The sequence below is a fragment of the Citrobacter sp. Ce119 genome (genome assembly GCF_030334525.1).
Classification (GTDB): domain Bacteria; phylum Pseudomonadota; class Gammaproteobacteria; order Enterobacterales; family Enterobacteriaceae; genus Citrobacter; species Citrobacter europaeus.
Genome location: NZ_JAOWDR010000041.1, coordinates 154,451 through 171,126 on the forward strand (window position 1 = coordinate 154,451; position 16,676 = coordinate 171,126).

General features: G+C 52.6%; 16 protein-coding genes. 6 read left to right on the forward strand and 10 right to left on the reverse strand.

Features of this window, described 5'->3' with window-relative positions; translation table 11 throughout:
• The first annotated feature begins 70 nt into the window (after positions 1-70).
• Genes secM through mutT form a run of 3 tightly spaced genes read left to right on the forward strand, consistent with a single transcriptional unit; the run spans position 71 to position 3,789 of the window.
• A complete protein-coding gene (gene secM / locus OGV80_RS05180; RefSeq protein ID WP_043018427.1) occupies positions 71-577 on the forward strand; it encodes a secA translation cis-regulator SecM in 507 nt (168 codons plus the stop codon).
• A 60-nt stretch (positions 578-637) separates the two neighbouring features.
• Positions 638-3,343, forward strand: a complete 2,706-nt coding sequence (secA, locus tag OGV80_RS05185) for a preprotein translocase subunit SecA (protein ID WP_043018428.1) — start codon at positions 638-640, stop codon at positions 3,341-3,343.
• 56 nt (positions 3,344-3,399) lie between these two features.
• Complete coding sequence (mutT, locus tag OGV80_RS05190; protein ID WP_047406187.1) at positions 3,400-3,789, forward strand: 8-oxo-dGTP diphosphatase MutT; 390 nt, start codon at positions 3,400-3,402, stop codon at positions 3,787-3,789.
• 88 nt (positions 3,790-3,877) lie between these two features.
• Here mutT and yacG read toward each other — a convergent pair whose 3' ends face one another.
• From yacG to coaE, 3 genes are read right to left on the reverse strand one after another with little or no spacing between them, the layout of a single operon-like run.
• A complete protein-coding gene (gene yacG / locus OGV80_RS05195) occupies positions 3,878-4,072 on the reverse strand; it encodes a DNA gyrase inhibitor YacG (protein ID WP_087051013.1) in 195 nt (64 codons plus the stop codon).
• 9 nt (positions 4,073-4,081) lie between these two features.
• Positions 4,082-4,825 (reverse strand): cell division protein ZapD, encoded by a 744-nt coding sequence (zapD, locus tag OGV80_RS05200; RefSeq protein WP_087052183.1) that lies wholly within the window; start codon positions 4,823-4,825, stop codon positions 4,082-4,084.
• On the reverse strand, positions 4,825-5,445 hold the full coding sequence (coaE, locus tag OGV80_RS05205; protein WP_087052182.1) for a dephospho-CoA kinase: 621 nt from the start codon (positions 5,443-5,445) through the stop codon (positions 4,825-4,827). Before coaE ends, zapD begins: the two co-directional genes overlap by 1 nt.
• A 225-nt stretch (positions 5,446-5,670) precedes the next feature.
• Between coaE and OGV80_RS05210 the strand changes: the two genes are divergently transcribed.
• A complete protein-coding gene (locus OGV80_RS05210; protein WP_047406183.1) occupies positions 5,671-6,714 on the forward strand; it encodes a GMP reductase in 1,044 nt (347 codons plus the stop codon).
• A 57-nt stretch (positions 6,715-6,771) separates the two neighbouring features.
• Here the strand turns inward: OGV80_RS05210 and hofC are convergent, their stop codons facing one another.
• The 4 genes from hofC to nadC form a co-directional block, all read right to left on the reverse strand.
• Positions 6,772-7,974, reverse strand: coding sequence for a protein transport protein HofC (gene hofC / locus OGV80_RS05215; RefSeq protein ID WP_043018434.1), 1,203 nt, complete (start codon positions 7,972-7,974; stop codon positions 6,772-6,774).
• Positions 7,964-9,349: a type II secretion system protein GspE gene (gspE, locus tag OGV80_RS05220; protein ID WP_286513919.1), complete on the reverse strand. Its 1,386-nt coding sequence runs from the start codon at positions 9,347-9,349 to the stop codon at positions 7,964-7,966. The genes hofC and gspE overlap by 11 nt, the downstream gene beginning before the upstream one ends.
• Before the next feature lie 9 nt (positions 9,350-9,358).
• Positions 9,359-9,796, reverse strand: coding sequence for a prepilin peptidase-dependent pilin (gene ppdD, locus OGV80_RS05225; protein WP_286513924.1), 438 nt, complete (start codon positions 9,794-9,796; stop codon positions 9,359-9,361).
• Between the two features lie 230 nt (positions 9,797-10,026).
• The gene (gene nadC, locus OGV80_RS05230; protein WP_286513926.1) at positions 10,027-10,920 is read right to left on the reverse strand and encodes a carboxylating nicotinate-nucleotide diphosphorylase; all 894 of its coding nucleotides are present in this window, start codon (positions 10,918-10,920) and stop codon (positions 10,027-10,029) included.
• An 87-nt stretch (positions 10,921-11,007) separates the two neighbouring features.
• Between nadC and ampD the strand changes: the two genes are divergently transcribed.
• Both ampD and ampE read left to right on the forward strand, forming a co-directional pair.
• On the forward strand, positions 11,008-11,571 hold the full coding sequence (ampD, locus tag OGV80_RS05235) for a 1,6-anhydro-N-acetylmuramyl-L-alanine amidase AmpD (protein WP_286513929.1): 564 nt from the start codon (positions 11,008-11,010) through the stop codon (positions 11,569-11,571).
• The gene (gene ampE / locus OGV80_RS05240; protein ID WP_043018439.1) at positions 11,568-12,422 is read left to right on the forward strand and encodes a beta-lactamase regulator AmpE; all 855 of its coding nucleotides are present in this window, start codon (positions 11,568-11,570) and stop codon (positions 12,420-12,422) included. The genes ampD and ampE overlap by 4 nt, the downstream gene beginning before the upstream one ends.
• A gap of 75 nt (positions 12,423-12,497) precedes the next feature.
• On the opposite strand, the gene OGV80_RS05245 is transcribed toward ampE, so the two are convergent.
• The 3 genes from OGV80_RS05245 to aroP all read right to left on the reverse strand — a co-directional run bounded on the left by OGV80_RS05245 (position 12,498) and on the right by aroP (position 16,386).
• On the reverse strand, positions 12,498-13,448 hold the full coding sequence (locus tag OGV80_RS05245) for a glycoside hydrolase family 43 protein (protein WP_080625723.1): 951 nt from the start codon (positions 13,446-13,448) through the stop codon (positions 12,498-12,500).
• Positions 13,448-14,854, reverse strand: a complete 1,407-nt coding sequence (locus OGV80_RS05250; protein ID WP_080625722.1) for a glycoside-pentoside-hexuronide (GPH):cation symporter — start codon at positions 14,852-14,854, stop codon at positions 13,448-13,450. Before OGV80_RS05250 ends, OGV80_RS05245 begins: the two co-directional genes overlap by 1 nt.
• 158 nt (positions 14,855-15,012) lie before the next feature.
• A complete protein-coding gene (gene aroP, locus OGV80_RS05255; protein ID WP_008786209.1) occupies positions 15,013-16,386 on the reverse strand; it encodes an aromatic amino acid transporter AroP in 1,374 nt (457 codons plus the stop codon).
• Positions 16,387-16,676: the final 290 nt, after the last annotated feature.

The window sequence follows — 16,676 nt, forward strand, 5'->3', positions numbered from 1 at the left end:
GTAATATTTGTGCGCAAAAATGGTTTTGCATTTGTAACCCCAAACGCAGGGTATATCAGGTGGCAATAACGTGAGTGGAATACTGACGCGCTGGCGACAGTTAGGCAGACGGTACTTCTGGCCGCATCTCCTGTTGGGGATGGTCGCGGCTAGTTTTGGCCTGCCCGCGCTCGGTAATGCTGCTGAACCTAATACCCCTGCGAAGGCGACCGCCAGCAATCACGATCAAGGCGCTAAAGTTAACTTTAACCAGCTTGCTTTGCTGGAAGCGACCAATCGCCGCCCGAATTTTACCGTCGACTACTGGCATCAGCATGCTATTCGTACGGTTATTCGCCATCTTTCTTTTGCTATGGCCCCTCAGGCGCTACCCGTTGCCGAAGAGCCGTTGCCAATCCAGGCGCACCATCTTGCGTTACTAAATACGCTCAGCGCGATGCTGACGCAAGAAGGCAGACCGCCCGCGACCGTGAGTCGCGTGACATACGCCAATTTTACCTCTCAGGCCGCGTTTAGCGTTCCGGTCTGGATCAGTCAGCTGCAGGGAATCCGCGCTGGCCCTCAACGCCTCAGCTAAAAAAGAACCTTCCAACTTTTAATTTTCGACTCCGCAATGCGGGGCGTTTGAGATTTTATTATGCTAATCAAATTATTAACAAAAGTATTCGGTAGCCGTAACGAGCGTACGCTGCGTCGTATGCGCAAAGTGGTCAATGTCATCAACGCAATGGAACCGGAGATGGAAAAACTCTCCGATGATGAGCTGAAAGCGAAGACCGCTGAATTCCGCGCCCGTCTGGAAAAAGGCGCCAGCGTTGAGAGCCTGATCCCGGAAGCATTTGCGGTGGTCCGCGAAGCGAGTAAGCGTGTGTTCGGCATGCGCCACTTCGACGTTCAGCTGCTGGGCGGTATGGTCCTGAACGATCGCTGCATCGCGGAAATGCGTACAGGTGAAGGTAAAACCCTGACCGCCACGCTGCCTGCCTACCTGAACGCATTAAGCGGGAAGGGCGTACACGTGGTTACCGTGAACGACTACCTGGCTCAGCGTGACGCCGAAAATAACCGCCCGCTGTTTGAATTCCTCGGCATGACCGTGGGTATCAACATGTCTGGCCTGCCTGCGCCAGCCAAGCGTGAAGCCTACAATGCCGATATTACTTACGGTACCAACAACGAATACGGCTTTGACTACTTGCGCGACAACATGGCGTTTAGCCCGGAAGAGCGCGTTCAGCGAAAACTGCACTATGCGCTGGTCGATGAAGTCGACTCCATCCTGATCGATGAAGCGCGTACGCCGCTGATCATTTCCGGTCCGGCTGAAGACAGCTCGGAAATGTATAAAAAAGTGAACAAAATCATCCCGCACCTGATTCGTCAGGAGAAGGAAGATTCCGACACGTTCCAGGGTGAGGGCCACTTCTCCGTTGATGAGAAAGCGCGCCAGGTTAACCTGACTGAACGTGGTTTGGTGCTGATTGAAGAACTGTTGGTTAACGAAGGCATTATGGATGAAGGCGAGTCGCTGTACTCTCCGGGCAACATTATGCTGATGCACCACGTGACTGCCGCGCTGCGCGCACACGTACTGTTTACCCGCGACGTTGACTACATCGTGAAAGACGGTGAAGTGATCATCGTCGACGAACACACCGGTCGTACCATGCAGGGCCGTCGCTGGTCCGATGGTCTGCACCAGGCCGTTGAAGCCAAAGAAGGCGTAGATATCCAGAACGAGAACCAGACGCTGGCATCTATTACCTTCCAGAACTACTTCCGTTTGTACGAAAAACTGGCCGGTATGACTGGTACAGCAGACACTGAAGCCTTTGAATTCAGTTCCATCTACAAACTGGATACCGTGGTTGTGCCGACCAACCGTCCGATGATCCGTAAGGATTTACCGGATCTGGTGTACATGACCGAAGCGGAAAAAATTCAGGCGATCATTGAAGATATTAAAGAACGTACCGCAAATGGCCAGCCGGTGCTGGTGGGTACTATCTCCATTGAAAAATCGGAAGTGGTCTCTAACGAATTAACTAAAGCCGGTATCAAGCACAACGTCCTGAACGCTAAGTTCCACGCCAGCGAAGCGGATATCGTTGCTCAGGCGGGTTATCCGTCAGCCGTGACTATCGCGACGAACATGGCGGGTCGTGGTACCGATATCGTGCTGGGCGGTAGCTGGCAGGCGGAAGTTGCCGAGCTGGAAAACCCGACTCCGGAACAAATTGCGCAGATCAAAGCAGAGTGGCAGGTTCGCCATGATGCGGTGTTAGCCGCCGGTGGTTTACATATTATCGGTACTGAGCGCCACGAATCTCGTCGTATCGATAACCAGCTGCGTGGTCGTTCGGGTCGTCAGGGTGATGCGGGTTCTTCCCGTTTCTATCTGTCGATGGAAGATGCGCTGATGCGTATTTTTGCCTCTGACCGCGTGTCCGGCATGATGCGTAAACTGGGCATGAAGCCAGGTGAAGCGATTGAACACCCGTGGGTAACTAAAGCGATTGCAAACGCGCAGCGTAAAGTGGAAAGCCGCAACTTCGATATTCGTAAGCAACTGCTGGAATATGATGACGTTGCCAACGACCAACGTCGCGCAATCTACACCCAGCGTAACGAACTGCTGGACGTAACTGACGTTAGCGAGACCATCAACAGCATCCGTGAAGATGTCTTCAAAGCGACGATTGATGCCTATATTCCGCCGCAGTCTCTGGAAGAAATGTGGGATATCCCGGGTCTGCAGGAACGTCTGAAAAACGACTTCGATCTGGACATGCCGATTTCAGAATGGCTGGATAAAGAGCCTGAGCTGCATGAAGAAACGCTGCGTGAACGTATTCTGGCAAACGCTATCGAAGTTTATCAGCGTAAAGAAGAAGTTGTGGGCGCGGAGATGATGCGTCACTTCGAAAAAGGCGTGATGCTGCAAACTCTCGACTCTCTGTGGAAAGAGCACCTTGCGGCGATGGACTACCTGCGTCAGGGTATTCACCTGCGTGGTTATGCGCAAAAAGATCCGAAGCAGGAATACAAGCGTGAATCCTTCTCTATGTTTGCATCAATGCTGGAATCACTGAAGTACGAAGTGATCAGCACCCTGAGCAAAGTTCAGGTACGTATGCCTGAAGAAGTAGAAGCGATGGAGCAGCAGCGTCGTGAAGAAGCTGAACGTTTAGCGCAGATGCAGCAGTTGAGCCATAAAGGTGACGATTCTGCCGCGGCAGAAGAGCTGGCAGCACAAACCGGCGATCGTAAAGTGGGTCGTAACGATCCGTGTCCTTGCGGTTCTGGCAAAAAGTACAAACAGTGCCATGGCCGTCTGAGCTAATAAAATAACTTACTGAAAAGGCGCAGAATTCTGCGCCTTTTTTATGGACGATGAAGATGAAAATATTGCAGATCGCCGTCGGGATTATTCGTAATCAGCACCATGAAATTTTCATAACTCAGCGTGCGGCTGATGCCCACATGGCAAATAAGCTGGAGTTTCCCGGCGGAAAAATTGAAGCGGGTGAAACGCCAGAGCAGGCGCTGATTCGCGAGTTACAGGAAGAAGTGGGCATTACGCCGACCCATAGCTCGCTGTTCGAAAAGCTGGAGTATCAGTTTCCGGACCGGCATATCACTCTGTGGTTCTGGCTGGTTGAAAGCTGGGAAGGCGAACCATGGGGAAAAGAGGGGCAACCAGCGCAGTGGATTGCGCAAGCTGCTCTAAATGCGGAAGATTTTCCGCCGGCGAATGCGCCGGTCATTGAAAAGCTGATTGCTGGCTAATGGTGTTCGTAGGCCGGATAAGGCAACGCCGCATCCGGTAAATTATTAACGGGGCGCAATGCTTGCCCGGCCAACCGTTTTAGCGCAATTACTTCTGCTCTTCACTCCAGTCATCGCTTTCCGACAGATCGCCAGAGCTTGGGATGCGTTTCTCTTCCGCGGCCCACTCACCCAGATCGATTAACTGGCAGCGTTTGCTGCAGAATGGGCGAAACGGACTGACTTCAGCCCATATCACGGGTTTGCCACAGGTTGGGCAGTTGACGATAGTTTGTTCAGACATGTTGACTCCTTAACAGCACGCCAGCTCAAAATCGAGACGCTCAGGCACCTGGCCATTTTCGCTATCCAGCGGCATAAAGCGAATGGCAAAACGGCTCTTATGACCAGAAATTTGCGGATAAAGCTGCGAATCAAGCGGCAGCTGCAAGCGAAGCAGATCGGCATCTTCGCCGTTGTCCTGGTAAAAACCATTCAGGCTGGTTTGCTTACGGAACGGCGCAGAGTTGCGAATCAAATCCAGCACCAGTGCTAGCGCCTGATTGAGCGGATTCAGGCTGGCAAGCCAGGCTTCAACCTGCGCGTCGCGTTGCGGCTGTGGTAAATGCAACCAAATATGCAGGGTTGGCAAATCGAAACTACAGCACCCGCCAGGAATGCTTAAACGCTGACGCACGAGGCCAATCAGACGATCTTCGCGTAGTGTCTGTCCAATACGCGGGGCCGAAATCAGAACGCTGCCCGCGCTTTTTAACTGCTGGCGCAATGCGTCGATCCTGCTTTGATCGACGCCGGGAACTTCAACCCAGGCCTGGAGTTTTCGCTGTTGTCGCTCTAACTCTTTGAGGAGTTCGGTGCGGACTTCACCGCGTTCAAAGACATCCAGTAAATCGCCGATATTACGGAAAAAATGCAGTGCGCCTGCATGGTCTGTAATAGGTAAATTAACGGAGAGCTGTTGGATTAAAAACTCAATGCGCAGCCATGTACGCATCTTCTCATTGAGAGGGTGTTCAAAAAGGACCTGGGTGTACATTACGGTTTTTCCTGTGAGACAAACTGCAACGCGCATTGCAAATAGAGCGCGTGCAGGCGGGCGACATCCGAGGCGATGGCTTCCGGTGCGCCATTATTATCAATAACATCGTCTGCCACGGCCAGACGCGCTTCACGCGTTGCCTGGGCAGCAAGAATTTGTTCAACATGCTCACGCGTGACGTCATCGCGCTGCATCGTGCGTCTGAGCTGTGTCTCGGGGGTAACATCCACCACGAGTACACGGTTGGCTTTTTTATACAGCGAATTTTCTACCAGCAAAGGTACAACCCACAACACATAAGGGGAGGTCGCTTGCTGAAACTGGCGCTGTGTTTCCTGCTGAATAAGCGGATGAAGCAGGGCATTTAGCCAGCTTTTCTCCTCAGGATTGGAAAAAATGCGTTCGCGTAAAATGCGCCGCTGCAACGATCCGTCCGCGGCTATAACCTCGGAACCAAAATGTTCTTCGATCGCCTTAAGGGCAGGTGTGCCGGGTTCAACCACCTGGCGCGCAATAATATCTGCATCGATGACGTTTATTCCGAGGTCAGCGAACGCATTTGCAACGGTACTTTTACCACTGCCAATGCCGCCGGTTAAGGCTACCGTATACCTCATAGATGCAGATCCTGGAGTTTGAGTTTGATTATCAAACAGTTAAAAGTTAAGCGTGCGAAGGCGAGGCTGTTGCAGGATTAACCTACTATTCGCCAGGTAAATTTATGGGATTGTAGCGTAAAAAAAGAGAATTTCGCAGTCTTGCGCGGCATTGATTAGTGCGTATGATAGCGTCACTGGAGTTGTGAGTTTCGATTTTTCGCCATTAACCCCAGGAATCCGCACATGCGTATCGAAGAAGATCTGAAGTTAGGTTTCAAAGACGTTCTTATCCGCCCTAAGCGTTCTACTCTCAAAAGCCGTTCCGATGTTGAGCTGGAGCGTCAATTTACCTTTAAGCATTCAGGTCAGACCTGGTCCGGCGTTCCCATTATTGCGGCGAACATGGACACTGTCGGGACGTTTGCCATGGCAACGGCACTGGCATCTTTCGACATCCTGACCGCTGTGCACAAACACTATTCTGTTGAAGACTGGGCTGCCTTTATCGCGCAGAGTTCTGCCGATGTGCTCAAACACGTGATGGTTTCAACCGGTACCTCTGACGCAGATTTCGAAAAAACCAAACAGATTCTGGCGCTTAACCCAGCGCTGAACTTTATCTGCATTGACGTGGCAAATGGCTACTCAGAGCATTTTGTTCAGTTTGTGTCGAAAGCGCGTGAAGCATGGCCGACAAAAACAATTTGTGCGGGCAATGTGGTCACCGGCGAAATGTGTGAAGAGCTGGTACTTTCCGGCGCGGACATTGTTAAAGTCGGCATCGGCCCGGGTTCTGTATGTACCACGCGTGTAAAAACCGGCGTTGGCTATCCACAGCTTTCGGCGGTTATTGAATGTGCCGATGCAGCCCACGGTCTGGGCGGCATGATTGTCAGCGACGGCGGCTGCACAATGCCGGGTGACGTGGCAAAAGCGTTCGGCGGCGGCGCGGACTTCGTGATGCTCGGCGGCATGCTGGCCGGTCATGAAGAAAGCGGCGGCAAAATTGTCGAAGAGAACGGTGAGAAATTCATGCTGTTCTACGGAATGAGTTCTGAATCTGCCATGACGCGTCACGTTGGTGGTGTTGCGCAATACCGTGCAGCGGAAGGTAAAACCGTTAAGCTGCCTCTGCGTGGCCCGGTTGATAATACCGCGCGTGATATCCTCGGTGGCCTGCGTTCTGCCTGTACCTATGTTGGTGCTTCTCGTCTGAAAGAACTGACCAAACGTACAACGTTTATTCGCGTACAGGAACAAGAAAACCGCGTTTTCAATAGCCTGTAAAAACAGGTCGTTCTGTGAAATGCCTGATGGCGTTACGCTGCCATCCGGCATTTGAATCTATCCCACCCCGCTCATCGCATCTCCCAAATGGAAAATCGGTAAATACATCGCGACGACCAGCGTACCGATGATAAGCCCCGTAATGACCAGCAACGCAGGCTCAAGCAGCGCGGCCAGATTCTCCGCCTGAGACAACGTTTTCTCGCCGTGGTGATGTGCGAGATTGCGCAGCATGGCATCCAGTGAGCCGGAAGCTTCACCTGTTCTGACCAGTTGTATACACAATGGGCTGAATTCACCGCAATTTTTAAGCGCTAACCAGACCGGTTTTCCGGCGCTGATGTCGTGGTGTGCCCGCGCTAAGCGCTGTGACCAGAAAGGGTTGTCCAGCGTTTCAGTCACGCTCTCAAGACCCTGCAAAAAGGGAATTCCTGCATTTTGCGTTAACGCCAGCACGGTGAAGATCTGCGTGAGTTTTTGGCCTCTCACCATCGGCCCTATAACCGGCAGACCGAGCAGTAATGTCTGGCGCAGAATAAGCCAGTACGGTTTCTGCTTTATCAAATAATATACAGCAACCGCGACCAGGCTGAATGCTCCGATCAGCCCTCCCCATTGGCCGCTAAAGTGCGCGATGGCAATAATCCACTGAGTGAGCGCTGGTAGCGGAGTGTTAAACGTCCGGTAAATGGCGGCAAACTCAGGGAGTACAAATTGCAGCATCGCAAACACGACCATTACCGCCATCGTGATAATGATAATCGGATAGCGCAGGGCTTTTTTTACTTTATCGGCAAGTTGCTGTTGATTCTTCTGCTGACGGGCGAGTTCAAAGCAACAGTCGTCCAGCTTCCCCGTAAGCTCTCCGGTGCGGATCATTGCCTGATAAAGAGGCGGAAAAACGTGGTGCCATTGCGACAGAGAGGTGGAGAGAGAAATGCCCTGCTCCATATCGTGAGCCAGCGTGCGCAGTAGCGCCTGCCACTGACGGCTGGGATGCTGTTCAGCCAGCAGGGTTAGGCCTGCCGAGAGCGTTAACCCGGCTTTTAGTAATGTTGCCAGTTGGTGTATGGTTTCGGCGCTTCGTTCACGGCTCCAGTGTGAGGCTTTGGCGCGCATACGGTTTATACGTAGCGGTGTAATACGCTGTTGCTCGAGAGCAAGCATTAATGAGGGGCGGGTATCGGCCCACAATACACCTTCCAGCGGTTGACCTTCGTTGTTAATGCCTTGCCAGCGCCAAAGCTGTTTAGCTGACATGAGGCATGCCCAGTACGCGTATCAGCTCTTCAAATGTCGTTAGCCCTTGTTCGACTGCCTGGCAACCAGTTTCGAAAAGCGTACTCATCCCCAATTGCTTTGCATCTGACTCCACTTCTTCTGCGGACGTACCGTTGGCGATGCTCTGGCGCAATACCGGCGTAACGGGGAGTACTTCAAACAATGCCGTACGACCATAAAATCCTTGATAGCAATGTTCACAGCCAGTGGCCTGCCAATGTGGCAGTGGCGCAGGCCATATCGCTTCCGGGAGCGCGATCGGCGTTTCCAGCCGTTGTCGGCAATGGGGACACAATTTTCTCACCAACCGCTGCGCAATGACGAGCGTCAGCGCGGAGGCGATCATCCAGCGTGCGACCCCCATTTGCTGCAGGCGTATCAGCGTTTCAGTGGTGGAGTTAGTGTGCAGTGTTGATAGAACCAAATGACCGGTTTGTGCGGCTTTTAGGGCTATTTCAGCCGTTTCGCCATCGCGGATTTCACCCACCATGATAATGTCGGGATCCTGGCGCAGCAGCGCGCGTAATACGCCCTGAAAAGTGAGACCGGCGCGAGGATGAATTTGCGTCTGGTTAAGACCTGCGATCGGGATTTCTACCGGATCTTCTACGCTACAAAGATTCACATCCGGGGTGTTTCGGGTTTGCAGCGCACTGTACAGCGTGACTGTTTTACCGCTCCCGGTCGGTCCGGTGACCAGAATTAGCCCCTGAGGCTGCTGTAACGCGTGCGAAAATGCGCCCAGTTGCGCGTCCTGCATTCCTAGCGCGGTGATCTCCAGCGTTTGATCGACCTGATGCAGTAGCCGCAGCACTACTTTTTCGCCGTAGCGACAGGGCAGGGTGGCGATGCGAAACGAGACCGGCTCTCCAGAAATCTCAACGGTAAATTGTCCGTCTTGCGCAAGTCTGTGCTCGGCAATATCCAGACTGCCTAAAACTTTTAGTCTTGCAGTGATAGCGATGCCCATCTCAGTTGTGACTTCCGGTAAAGCATGCAGTACGCCATCTACACGTAATCTGATTCGGTAGTGATTTTCCGCTGGCTCAATATGAATATCAGAAGCCCGTTGCATCAGAGCAGAATGAAACGTCTGATTCAGCAGGTCTGCTGCGCTGGCGCTGCTTTTGGTGACTACAGCCGGGAGCATGTTCCGCGGCGTATGCGTGTGGCCTTCCATTTGCTGACGCGTCCAGCAGACAATGTCTATACGTCGGGTGGTGGCAAAATGCAGCGCGTCCAGCAGTTCGTGGGACGGGGCATCCACGACGGCGATGTGCACCACTTCATTGTCTGCATCCAGTAATATTCCCTGATAACGTTGGCACAGTGCCGTAAGTTGGGTGGTATTCATCTCTTTTCCTTAATTGGTGTCGAAACGGAAAACGTCTTCACAGGCTTGTTGCAGTGCGCTGTCATTCTGGATGACGCAGTTACGACTCCAGCCAGTAATGCCGTTGGCATTGTCCCAACCTGGCGTCATGGTGATGGTTAGTCCGTTCAGACTTTCTTGTCCGCTGAGGCTGACCACCCCTTTTTCAACGCTCATGGCGGAGATATAACGGGTAGTGGCTGGAGAAGGGATGCCATTCGTTCCGGCATCGCAGGTTGCTGTTCCGCCATGCTCAAGCGCACAAAGCTCAACCGCCGTGCGATAGGGAACAAAGGTTTGCAGCATGTCTGTCAGCGCAGCTTTGCGCAGATAGTTTTGATAGGCCGGAATGCCGATGGCGCTAAGGATGGCAATAATGCCAATGACCACCATGAGTTCGATAAGCGTGAAGCCGCGTTGCTTGTCCATCGTTCGCTCCTTGAGTTAGCTGGCGCTACTTTGGCAAACGGTCGGGGTCACGGCGAGAGGCAAAAAACAGAATGGGAAGGCGGGTTCCGAGGATCTTTACGAGATTACAGAATCAAACAACGTATTTGCGAAGAGGCTCGAAGAAACTGCCGAATAGCGGCGAAAACGCTTTCTCCGGCATGCAGAATGGCCCGATAAGCGAAATCACTACCGGGCTAAACCATCAGTATTTAGCGAAAACGCATCGAGAGATCGAGTGCGCGAACATGCTTGGTCAGTGCGCCAACAGAGATGAAATCCACGCCGGTTTCGGCAAATTCGCGCAGCGTTTCATAGGTGACGTTACCCGACACTTCCAGACGCGCCTGGCCGTTGGTGCGTTTGACCGCTTCACGCATTTGGTCAGTTTCGAAATTATCGAGCATGATGATGTCGGCCCCGGCTTTCAGCGCGTCATCAAGTTCATCCAGGCTTTCCACTTCGACTTCAACCGACACATCCGGGTGCAGCCAGAAGGCTTTTTCAACGGCCTGACGTACTGAGCCAGAAGCAATAATGTGGTTTTCTTTAATCAGGAAAGCGTCAGAAAGCCCCAGGCGATGATTCGCGCCGCCGCCGCACAATACGGCGTATTTCAGGGCGGTGCGCAGCCCAGGCAGGGTTTTACGCGTGTCCAGCAACTGGGTTTTTGTTCCCGCCAGCAGGTCGACGTATTTACGCACTTCGCTCGCCACACCTGAAAGGGTCTGCACAAAATTAAGCGCGGTACGTTCGCCGGTCAGCAGCACGCGGGAAGGGCCGTCCAGTTCAAACAGCGGCTGATTGGCCTTGATGCTGTCGCCATCTTCAACATGCCAGGTGATGTTGACATCATCGCCAGCCAGTTGAATAAAGACTTCCTCCACCCAGCGTTTTCCACAAAAAACGCCATCTTCGCGGGTGATCACGGTGGCGTGGGAGCGCATATCTTCGGGCAAAAGCTGTGCGGTGATATCGTTATTGGCATCAACTTCTCCGCCTAAATCTTCACGCAGCGCCTGAGCTACAGCGGCAGGGATATCCAGATTTATGCGTTCCAACAGCGCGTCACGTCGGTAGTCAGGGTTATAGCGGCGAGGCGGCATGATAAAACTCCAAATTGCTAACGAATCATAAGGTGGAAACATGCTACCCTGAACCTGATATGAGCACCACCAATAAGGAGATTCTGCATGTTGTTAGACGAGGGCTGGCTGGCAGAGGCGCGACGCGTTCCCTCTCCTCATTACGATTGCCGCCCGGATGACGAAAACCGTTCTCTGCTGGTGGTGCATAATATCAGTCTGCCGCCCGGCGAGTTCGGCGGACCGTGGATTGATGCGCTGTTTACCGGCACGATTGATCCTAATGCCCATCCTTATTTTGCCGGGATCGCCCATCTGCGCGTGTCGGCCCATTGTTTAATTCGCCGTGATGGTGAAATCGTGCAGTATGTCCCCTTTGATAAACGCGCCTGGCATGCTGGCGTGTCGAACTATCAAGGGCGCGAACGCTGTAATGATTTTTCAATTGGTATTGAGCTGGAAGGGACGGATACGCTGGCCTATACCGATGCGCAGTACCAGCAACTTGCAGCCGTGACCAATGCCCTGATTACGCGTTATCCGGCTATTGCTAACAATATGACAGGACATTGCAATATTGCGCCCGAGCGTAAGACCGATCCCGGGCCCTCTTTTGACTGGGCAAGGTTTCGCGCCCTGGTCACCCCCTCGTCGCAAAAGGAGATGACATGACGCTGTTTACAACATTACTGGTGTTGATTGTTGAACGCCTGTTTAAGCTGGGTGAGCACTGGCAGCTTGATCACCGGGTTGAAGCATTTTTCCGCCGGGTGAAGCATTTCTCAATGATGCGTACCGTAGGCATGGCCCTGATTGCGATGGGGGTGACGTTTCTGCTGCTGCGCGCACTTCATGGACTGCTGTTTAACGTGCCCTTGCTGGTGGTGTGGATCTTAATTGGCTTGCTGTGTATTGGGGCTGGCAAAACGCGTCTTCATTATCATGCCTATCTGAACGCGGCGGCTCGCGATGACGCTCACGCCCGTGAGGCGATGGCCAGCGAGCTGACGCTTATCCATGGTGTTCCGCCGGACTGTGATGAGCGTGAGTTCCTGCGCGAACTGCAGAACGCGCTGCTATGGAACAACTTTCGCTTTTATCTGGCGCCGTTATTCTGGCTGATTGTCGGTGGCCCGTGGGGACCGGTAACGCTGGTGGGTTACGCCTTTTTACGTGCCTGGCAGTCCTGGCTGGCGCGCTATCAGACCCCGCACCAGCGTTTGCAATCGGGTATTGATGCGATCCTGCATGTGCTGGACTGGATCCCGGTGCGTCTGGCGGGCGTGGTCTATGCGCTGTTAGGACACGGCGAGAAGGCGTTGCCAGCCTGGTTTGCATCGCTTGCCGATCTACATACTTCGCAATACCAGGTACTTACGCGCCTGGCGCAGTTTTCTTTGGCGCGCGAACCCCATACCGATAAAGTCGAAACGCCAAAAGCGGCTGTTTCAATGGCGAAGAAGACTTCGTTTGTGGTGGTGGTGGTCATTGCGCTGCTGACAATTTATGGAACACTGATCTAGCGATTGTTGCCGGATAGCGGCATAACCGCCTTATCCGGCCTGGCGCATGTCTAGACCGGATAACGGCGCAATGACTCAATACGTATCCGCTGGCGGCACGCCAAAATCAGGCATCCCGTTTTCGTCCCAGCGCACGAGCTTCAGGCGAGTGTGGCGGTTTGGATCGTACAACGGATCGCCTTCAATTTCGGTGTAATTTCTCGCGTGGTACACCAGCACATCCTCACCTTCCGGCGTTTGCGTAAAGCTGTTGTGTCCCGGTCCGTACTGGCGGTTTTCGTAGCTGGTGGAAAAGACCGGGCGTGGTGATTTGTGCCAGTTCTGCGGGTTGAGCGGATCGGCGTTGAGGTCAATCCACAATAATCCCATACAGTAGTTCTCATCGGTGGCGCTGGCCGAATAGCTGATAAACAGCTTGTCGCCGTGAACCATGACAGCCGGACCTTCGTTGACCCAAAAACCCCGGCATTCCCAGTCATACTCTGGATGGCTGAGCATGACTGGCTCGCCTTTAATCGTCCATGGATTTTCCAGCTCAGCGAGATAGATATTGGAGTTGCCTGCGATATCGGGGGATTTCTGCGCCCACAGATACCACTGTTTTCCCTGGTGATGAAAGGTGGTGGCATCAAGCGCAAAGGTATCAAACTGTGTCTTAATCTGGCCTTTCTCTGTCCACTTGCCTGCCAGCGGATCGGTGTCCGCACATTCGAGCGCAAACATACGGTGCTGGAACATCCCCAGCTTGTCGAGCGCCTGTGTGTGGGTGGCGGCAAAATAGATGTACCACTTGCCTGCCAGATGATGGATCTCAGGCGCCCAGATGAGTTGGCTCATGGGGCCGCTTTCTGGTTTGCGCCAGACGACAACCGGGACGGCGGTGCGCAGCCCTTCCAGCGTGTCAGCGCGACGGAGCTCCAGTCGATCGTATTCGGGCACTGAAGCAATGAAATAGTAGTGGCTACCGTCACGTAAAATAAACGGGTCGGCACGTTGTTCAATAAAGGGATTAGGCCACTGATTCATTAGGCTTTCCTTACGGTTTCAGTCGTTTTTATATCGTGGTATTCATTCAGTTCACGGTAGTTGGCGCGACGCTTTTCTAAATCTGCCTGGATTTGCTGCATAAACTCGCGATCAACTTTCAGCAGACGAACCACGCCTGCGGTAATCAGGTAGCCTACGCCAGGTATGATGGTAAACAGCAGCATAATACCGTTAATGGCGGAGTCGCTTTGCGCTTTCGCCCCTGCGTCGTAGCCGTACCAGGAAAGCAGGAAGCCAACCATCGCTCCGGCAATCGCCAGGCCCAGTTTCAGGAAGAACAGGTTGCCGGAAAAGCTGATTCCGGTGATGCGTTTACCGGTTTTCCACTCGCCGTAGTCATCGACATCCGCCATCAGCGACCAGTGCAGTGGGGAAGGGATCTGATGCAGAATGTTGAGCAGGAAGTAGAGCACCATAATCATCATGGTGGCTTTTGGATCGAAGAAGTAAAACGCGCCGGAGAAAATCGCCAGGATGATATTGGTCCAGAAGAAGACTTTCAGTTTGCACCAGCGATCGGTTAACACCTTTGCCAGCATGCTGCCGATCATCATGCCGACAACGCCAAGGCTGATAAACAACGTGGCAAACTGCGTGCTTTGCTGCATTACCCAGGTCACGTAGTACATAGTGGCGGCCATGCGAATAAAGCCCGGACAGACGTTGCACAGGGTTAACAGCAGAATTTTTACCCACTGATCGTTCTTCCACACGTCCTTCAGGTCTGCTTTTAAGTCGTCGTTAGTCGGGACCGCAGGACGGACGCGCTCACGCACAGTTGCAAAGCAAAACAGGAACATACACATACCGATGAAGGCAAGGACCGCCATCGCCATCTGATAGCCTTTGGCTTTGTCTTCCCCACCAAACCAGTCCGCCATGGGCAACAGGGTGAGCGAGAGTAACAAGGTTGCTATCCCGACCAATACAAAGCGATATGACTGGCAAGCGACGCGTTCCTTTGGATCGTTGGTGATGACGCTGCCGAGCGAGCAGTAAGGAATGTTGATTGCCGTATAGGTGATAGAGAGCAGGAAGTAAGTGACGAACGCATAGATAACTTTGCTGTTATATGTCCACTCAGGGGTGGTAAACATAAGTACGCTGAATAATGCGTAAGGGAAAGCCATCCACAAAAGCCATGGACGAAATCGACCATATTTGCTGCGGGTGCGGTCGGCCATCGCGCCCATTATAGGGTCAGTAACGGCATCGATAACGCGTACTGAGAGCAGTAATACGCCGACCAGGGCAGGCGCCAGACCAAAAATATCTGTGTAAAAGTAGTTAACAAACAACATGATGGCGCCAAAGATGATGTTGCATCCGGCGTCGCCCATTCCATAGCCGATCTTTTCTTTCACCGTGAGCTTACTGGTTTCCATCAACTGCACTCCATTAATGAGATATGGAGAGAATTATTGTCTGGTACCGTTGTTTTTGCGTTGCAGGATAACGCCGCTGATATGGACTAAACAGTCGTGAGTGGGAAAGTGTGAGGCAGGTAACAACCCCCACCCGATGCAGGTGGGGGGAGGGAGAATTAATGCGCTTTAACCGCGCCAGCAGTTTTCTGCTTGCACAGGTAGCCGATGCCAAGAATGGCAATCCATACCGGAATTAAGTATACCGAAATCGCCATACCCGGCGTCATCAGCATAATCACCAACACCGCAGCCATGAAAATCAGGCACACCCAGTTACCCAGCGGATAAAGCAGCGCCGGGAAGCGTGTGGTAACGCCCTGCTGCTGTTTGGCTTTGCGGAACTTCATGTGCGCCAGGCTGATCATTGCCCAGTTGATCACCAGTGCGGAAACCACCAGCGCCATCAGCAGGCCAAAGGCGGATTCCGGCGCCAGATAGTTGATCAGTACGCACAGCGCCGTAACCAGTGCGGAGACCAGAATGGTGTTTACTGGTACGCCGCGTTTGTCGACGTTCATCAGCGCTTTTGGCGCATTGCCTTGTTGTGCCAGACCGAACAGCATACGGCTGTTGCAGTATACGCAGCTGTTATAGACAGAAAGGGCAGCGGTCAACACTACGATGTTCAGGGCATTAGCAACAAAGGTGTCGCCCAGCTCGTGGAAAATAAGGACAAATGGGCTGGTATCAGCCGTGACGCGCGTCCACGGCATCAGGGAAAGCAGAACCGCCAGCGAACCTACATAGAAAATCAGGATACGGTAGATAACCTGGTTGGTTGCTTTGGGAATGCTTTGCTCCGGGTTATCGGCTTCTGCCGCGGTGATCCCGACCAGCTCCAGCCCACCGAAAGAGAACATAATAATAGCCATCATCATCACCAGACCGGTGAATCCATGCGGTAGGAAGCCCCCCTGGTCCCACAGGTTACTGACGCTGGCCTGCGGACCGCCGTTGCCGCTAAACAGCAACCAGCCGCCGAACAGGATCATCGCAACCACGGCAATGACTTTAATAATGGCAAACCAGAACTCCATTTCGCCAAACACTTTCACGTTGGTCAGGTTGATGGCGTTAATCAGCACGAAGAAGGCCGCCGCAGAAACCCAGGTTGGGATCTCTGGATACCAGAATTGGATATATTTACCCACGGCTGTCAGTTCAGCCATGGCAACCAGCACGTACAGAACCCAATAGTTCCAGCCAGAAGAGAAGCCTGCGAAACCGCCCCAGTATTTATAAGCAAAGTGGCTAAAGGAGCCTGCAACCGGCTCTTCAACCACCATTTCACCTAACTGACGCATAATCAAAAAGGCGATAAAGCCGGCAATAGCGTAACCCAGAATAATACCCGGTCCTGCAGACTGGATAACGGATGCGCTACCGAGGAATAACCCGGTACCAATCGCGCCACCCAGTGCGATTAGCTGTATATGGCGGTTCTTAAGACCGCGCTTGAGCTGATCGCCATGCTGTTGACTTTCCATCATTAAACCTCGTGTGTGGTTTTACTCTTCATATTTCGAGTACTTATTTTTTGAACTACGCAGTAATGCGTGTGTAAGTTTGCAATTCCGTTTGTTGTATTAATTAGTTTACAGATGCTTTAGATAAAATGTTGCCTTAAGACTTTTGTCTTGATCAGAATAATGATATGCGAGCGCGAATGCACCTGCTTTGTGCGGGGAAGATGACGAGTTGAATAAAAAGAAACCATTTGTAAATACGAGTTTATCTACCACAAAATTTCCGTTTTGAATTTCTATTCATTAATTGTGGT

What these genes read in the sequence shown, in the direction of transcription:
- secA (WP_043018428.1), top strand. Translation starts at nt 638, where the DNA reads ATGCTAATCAAATTATTAACAAAAGTATTCGGTAGCCGTAACGAGCGT.
- mutT (WP_047406187.1), top strand. Translation starts at nt 3,400, where the DNA reads ATGAAAATATTGCAGATCGCCGTCGGGATTATTCGTAATCAGCACCAT.
- yacG (WP_087051013.1), bottom strand. Translation starts at nt 4,072, where the DNA reads ATGTCTGAACAAACTATCGTCAACTGCCCAACCTGTGGCAAACCCGTG.
- zapD (WP_087052183.1), bottom strand. Translation starts at nt 4,825, where the DNA reads ATGTACACCCAGGTCCTTTTTGAACACCCTCTCAATGAGAAGATGCGT.
- coaE (WP_087052182.1), bottom strand. Translation starts at nt 5,445, where the DNA reads ATGAGGTATACGGTAGCCTTAACCGGCGGCATTGGCAGTGGTAAAAGT.
- OGV80_RS05210 (WP_047406183.1), top strand. Translation starts at nt 5,671, where the DNA reads ATGCGTATCGAAGAAGATCTGAAGTTAGGTTTCAAAGACGTTCTTATC.
- hofC (WP_043018434.1), bottom strand. Translation starts at nt 7,974, where the DNA reads ATGTCAGCTAAACAGCTTTGGCGCTGGCAAGGCATTAACAACGAAGGT.
- gspE (WP_286513919.1), bottom strand. Translation starts at nt 9,349, where the DNA reads ATGAATACCACCCAACTTACGGCACTGTGCCAACGTTATCAGGGAATA.
- ppdD (WP_286513924.1), bottom strand. Translation starts at nt 9,796, where the DNA reads ATGGACAAGCAACGCGGCTTCACGCTTATCGAACTCATGGTGGTCATT.
- nadC (WP_286513926.1), bottom strand. Translation starts at nt 10,920, where the DNA reads ATGCCGCCTCGCCGCTATAACCCTGACTACCGACGTGACGCGCTGTTG.
- ampD (WP_286513929.1), top strand. Translation starts at nt 11,008, where the DNA reads ATGTTGTTAGACGAGGGCTGGCTGGCAGAGGCGCGACGCGTTCCCTCT.
- ampE (WP_043018439.1), top strand. Translation starts at nt 11,568, where the DNA reads ATGACGCTGTTTACAACATTACTGGTGTTGATTGTTGAACGCCTGTTT.
- OGV80_RS05245 (WP_080625723.1), bottom strand. Translation starts at nt 13,448, where the DNA reads ATGAATCAGTGGCCTAATCCCTTTATTGAACAACGTGCCGACCCGTTT.
- OGV80_RS05250 (WP_080625722.1), bottom strand. Translation starts at nt 14,854, where the DNA reads ATGGAAACCAGTAAGCTCACGGTGAAAGAAAAGATCGGCTATGGAATG.
- aroP (WP_008786209.1), bottom strand. Translation starts at nt 16,386, where the DNA reads ATGATGGAAAGTCAACAGCATGGCGATCAGCTCAAGCGCGGTCTTAAG.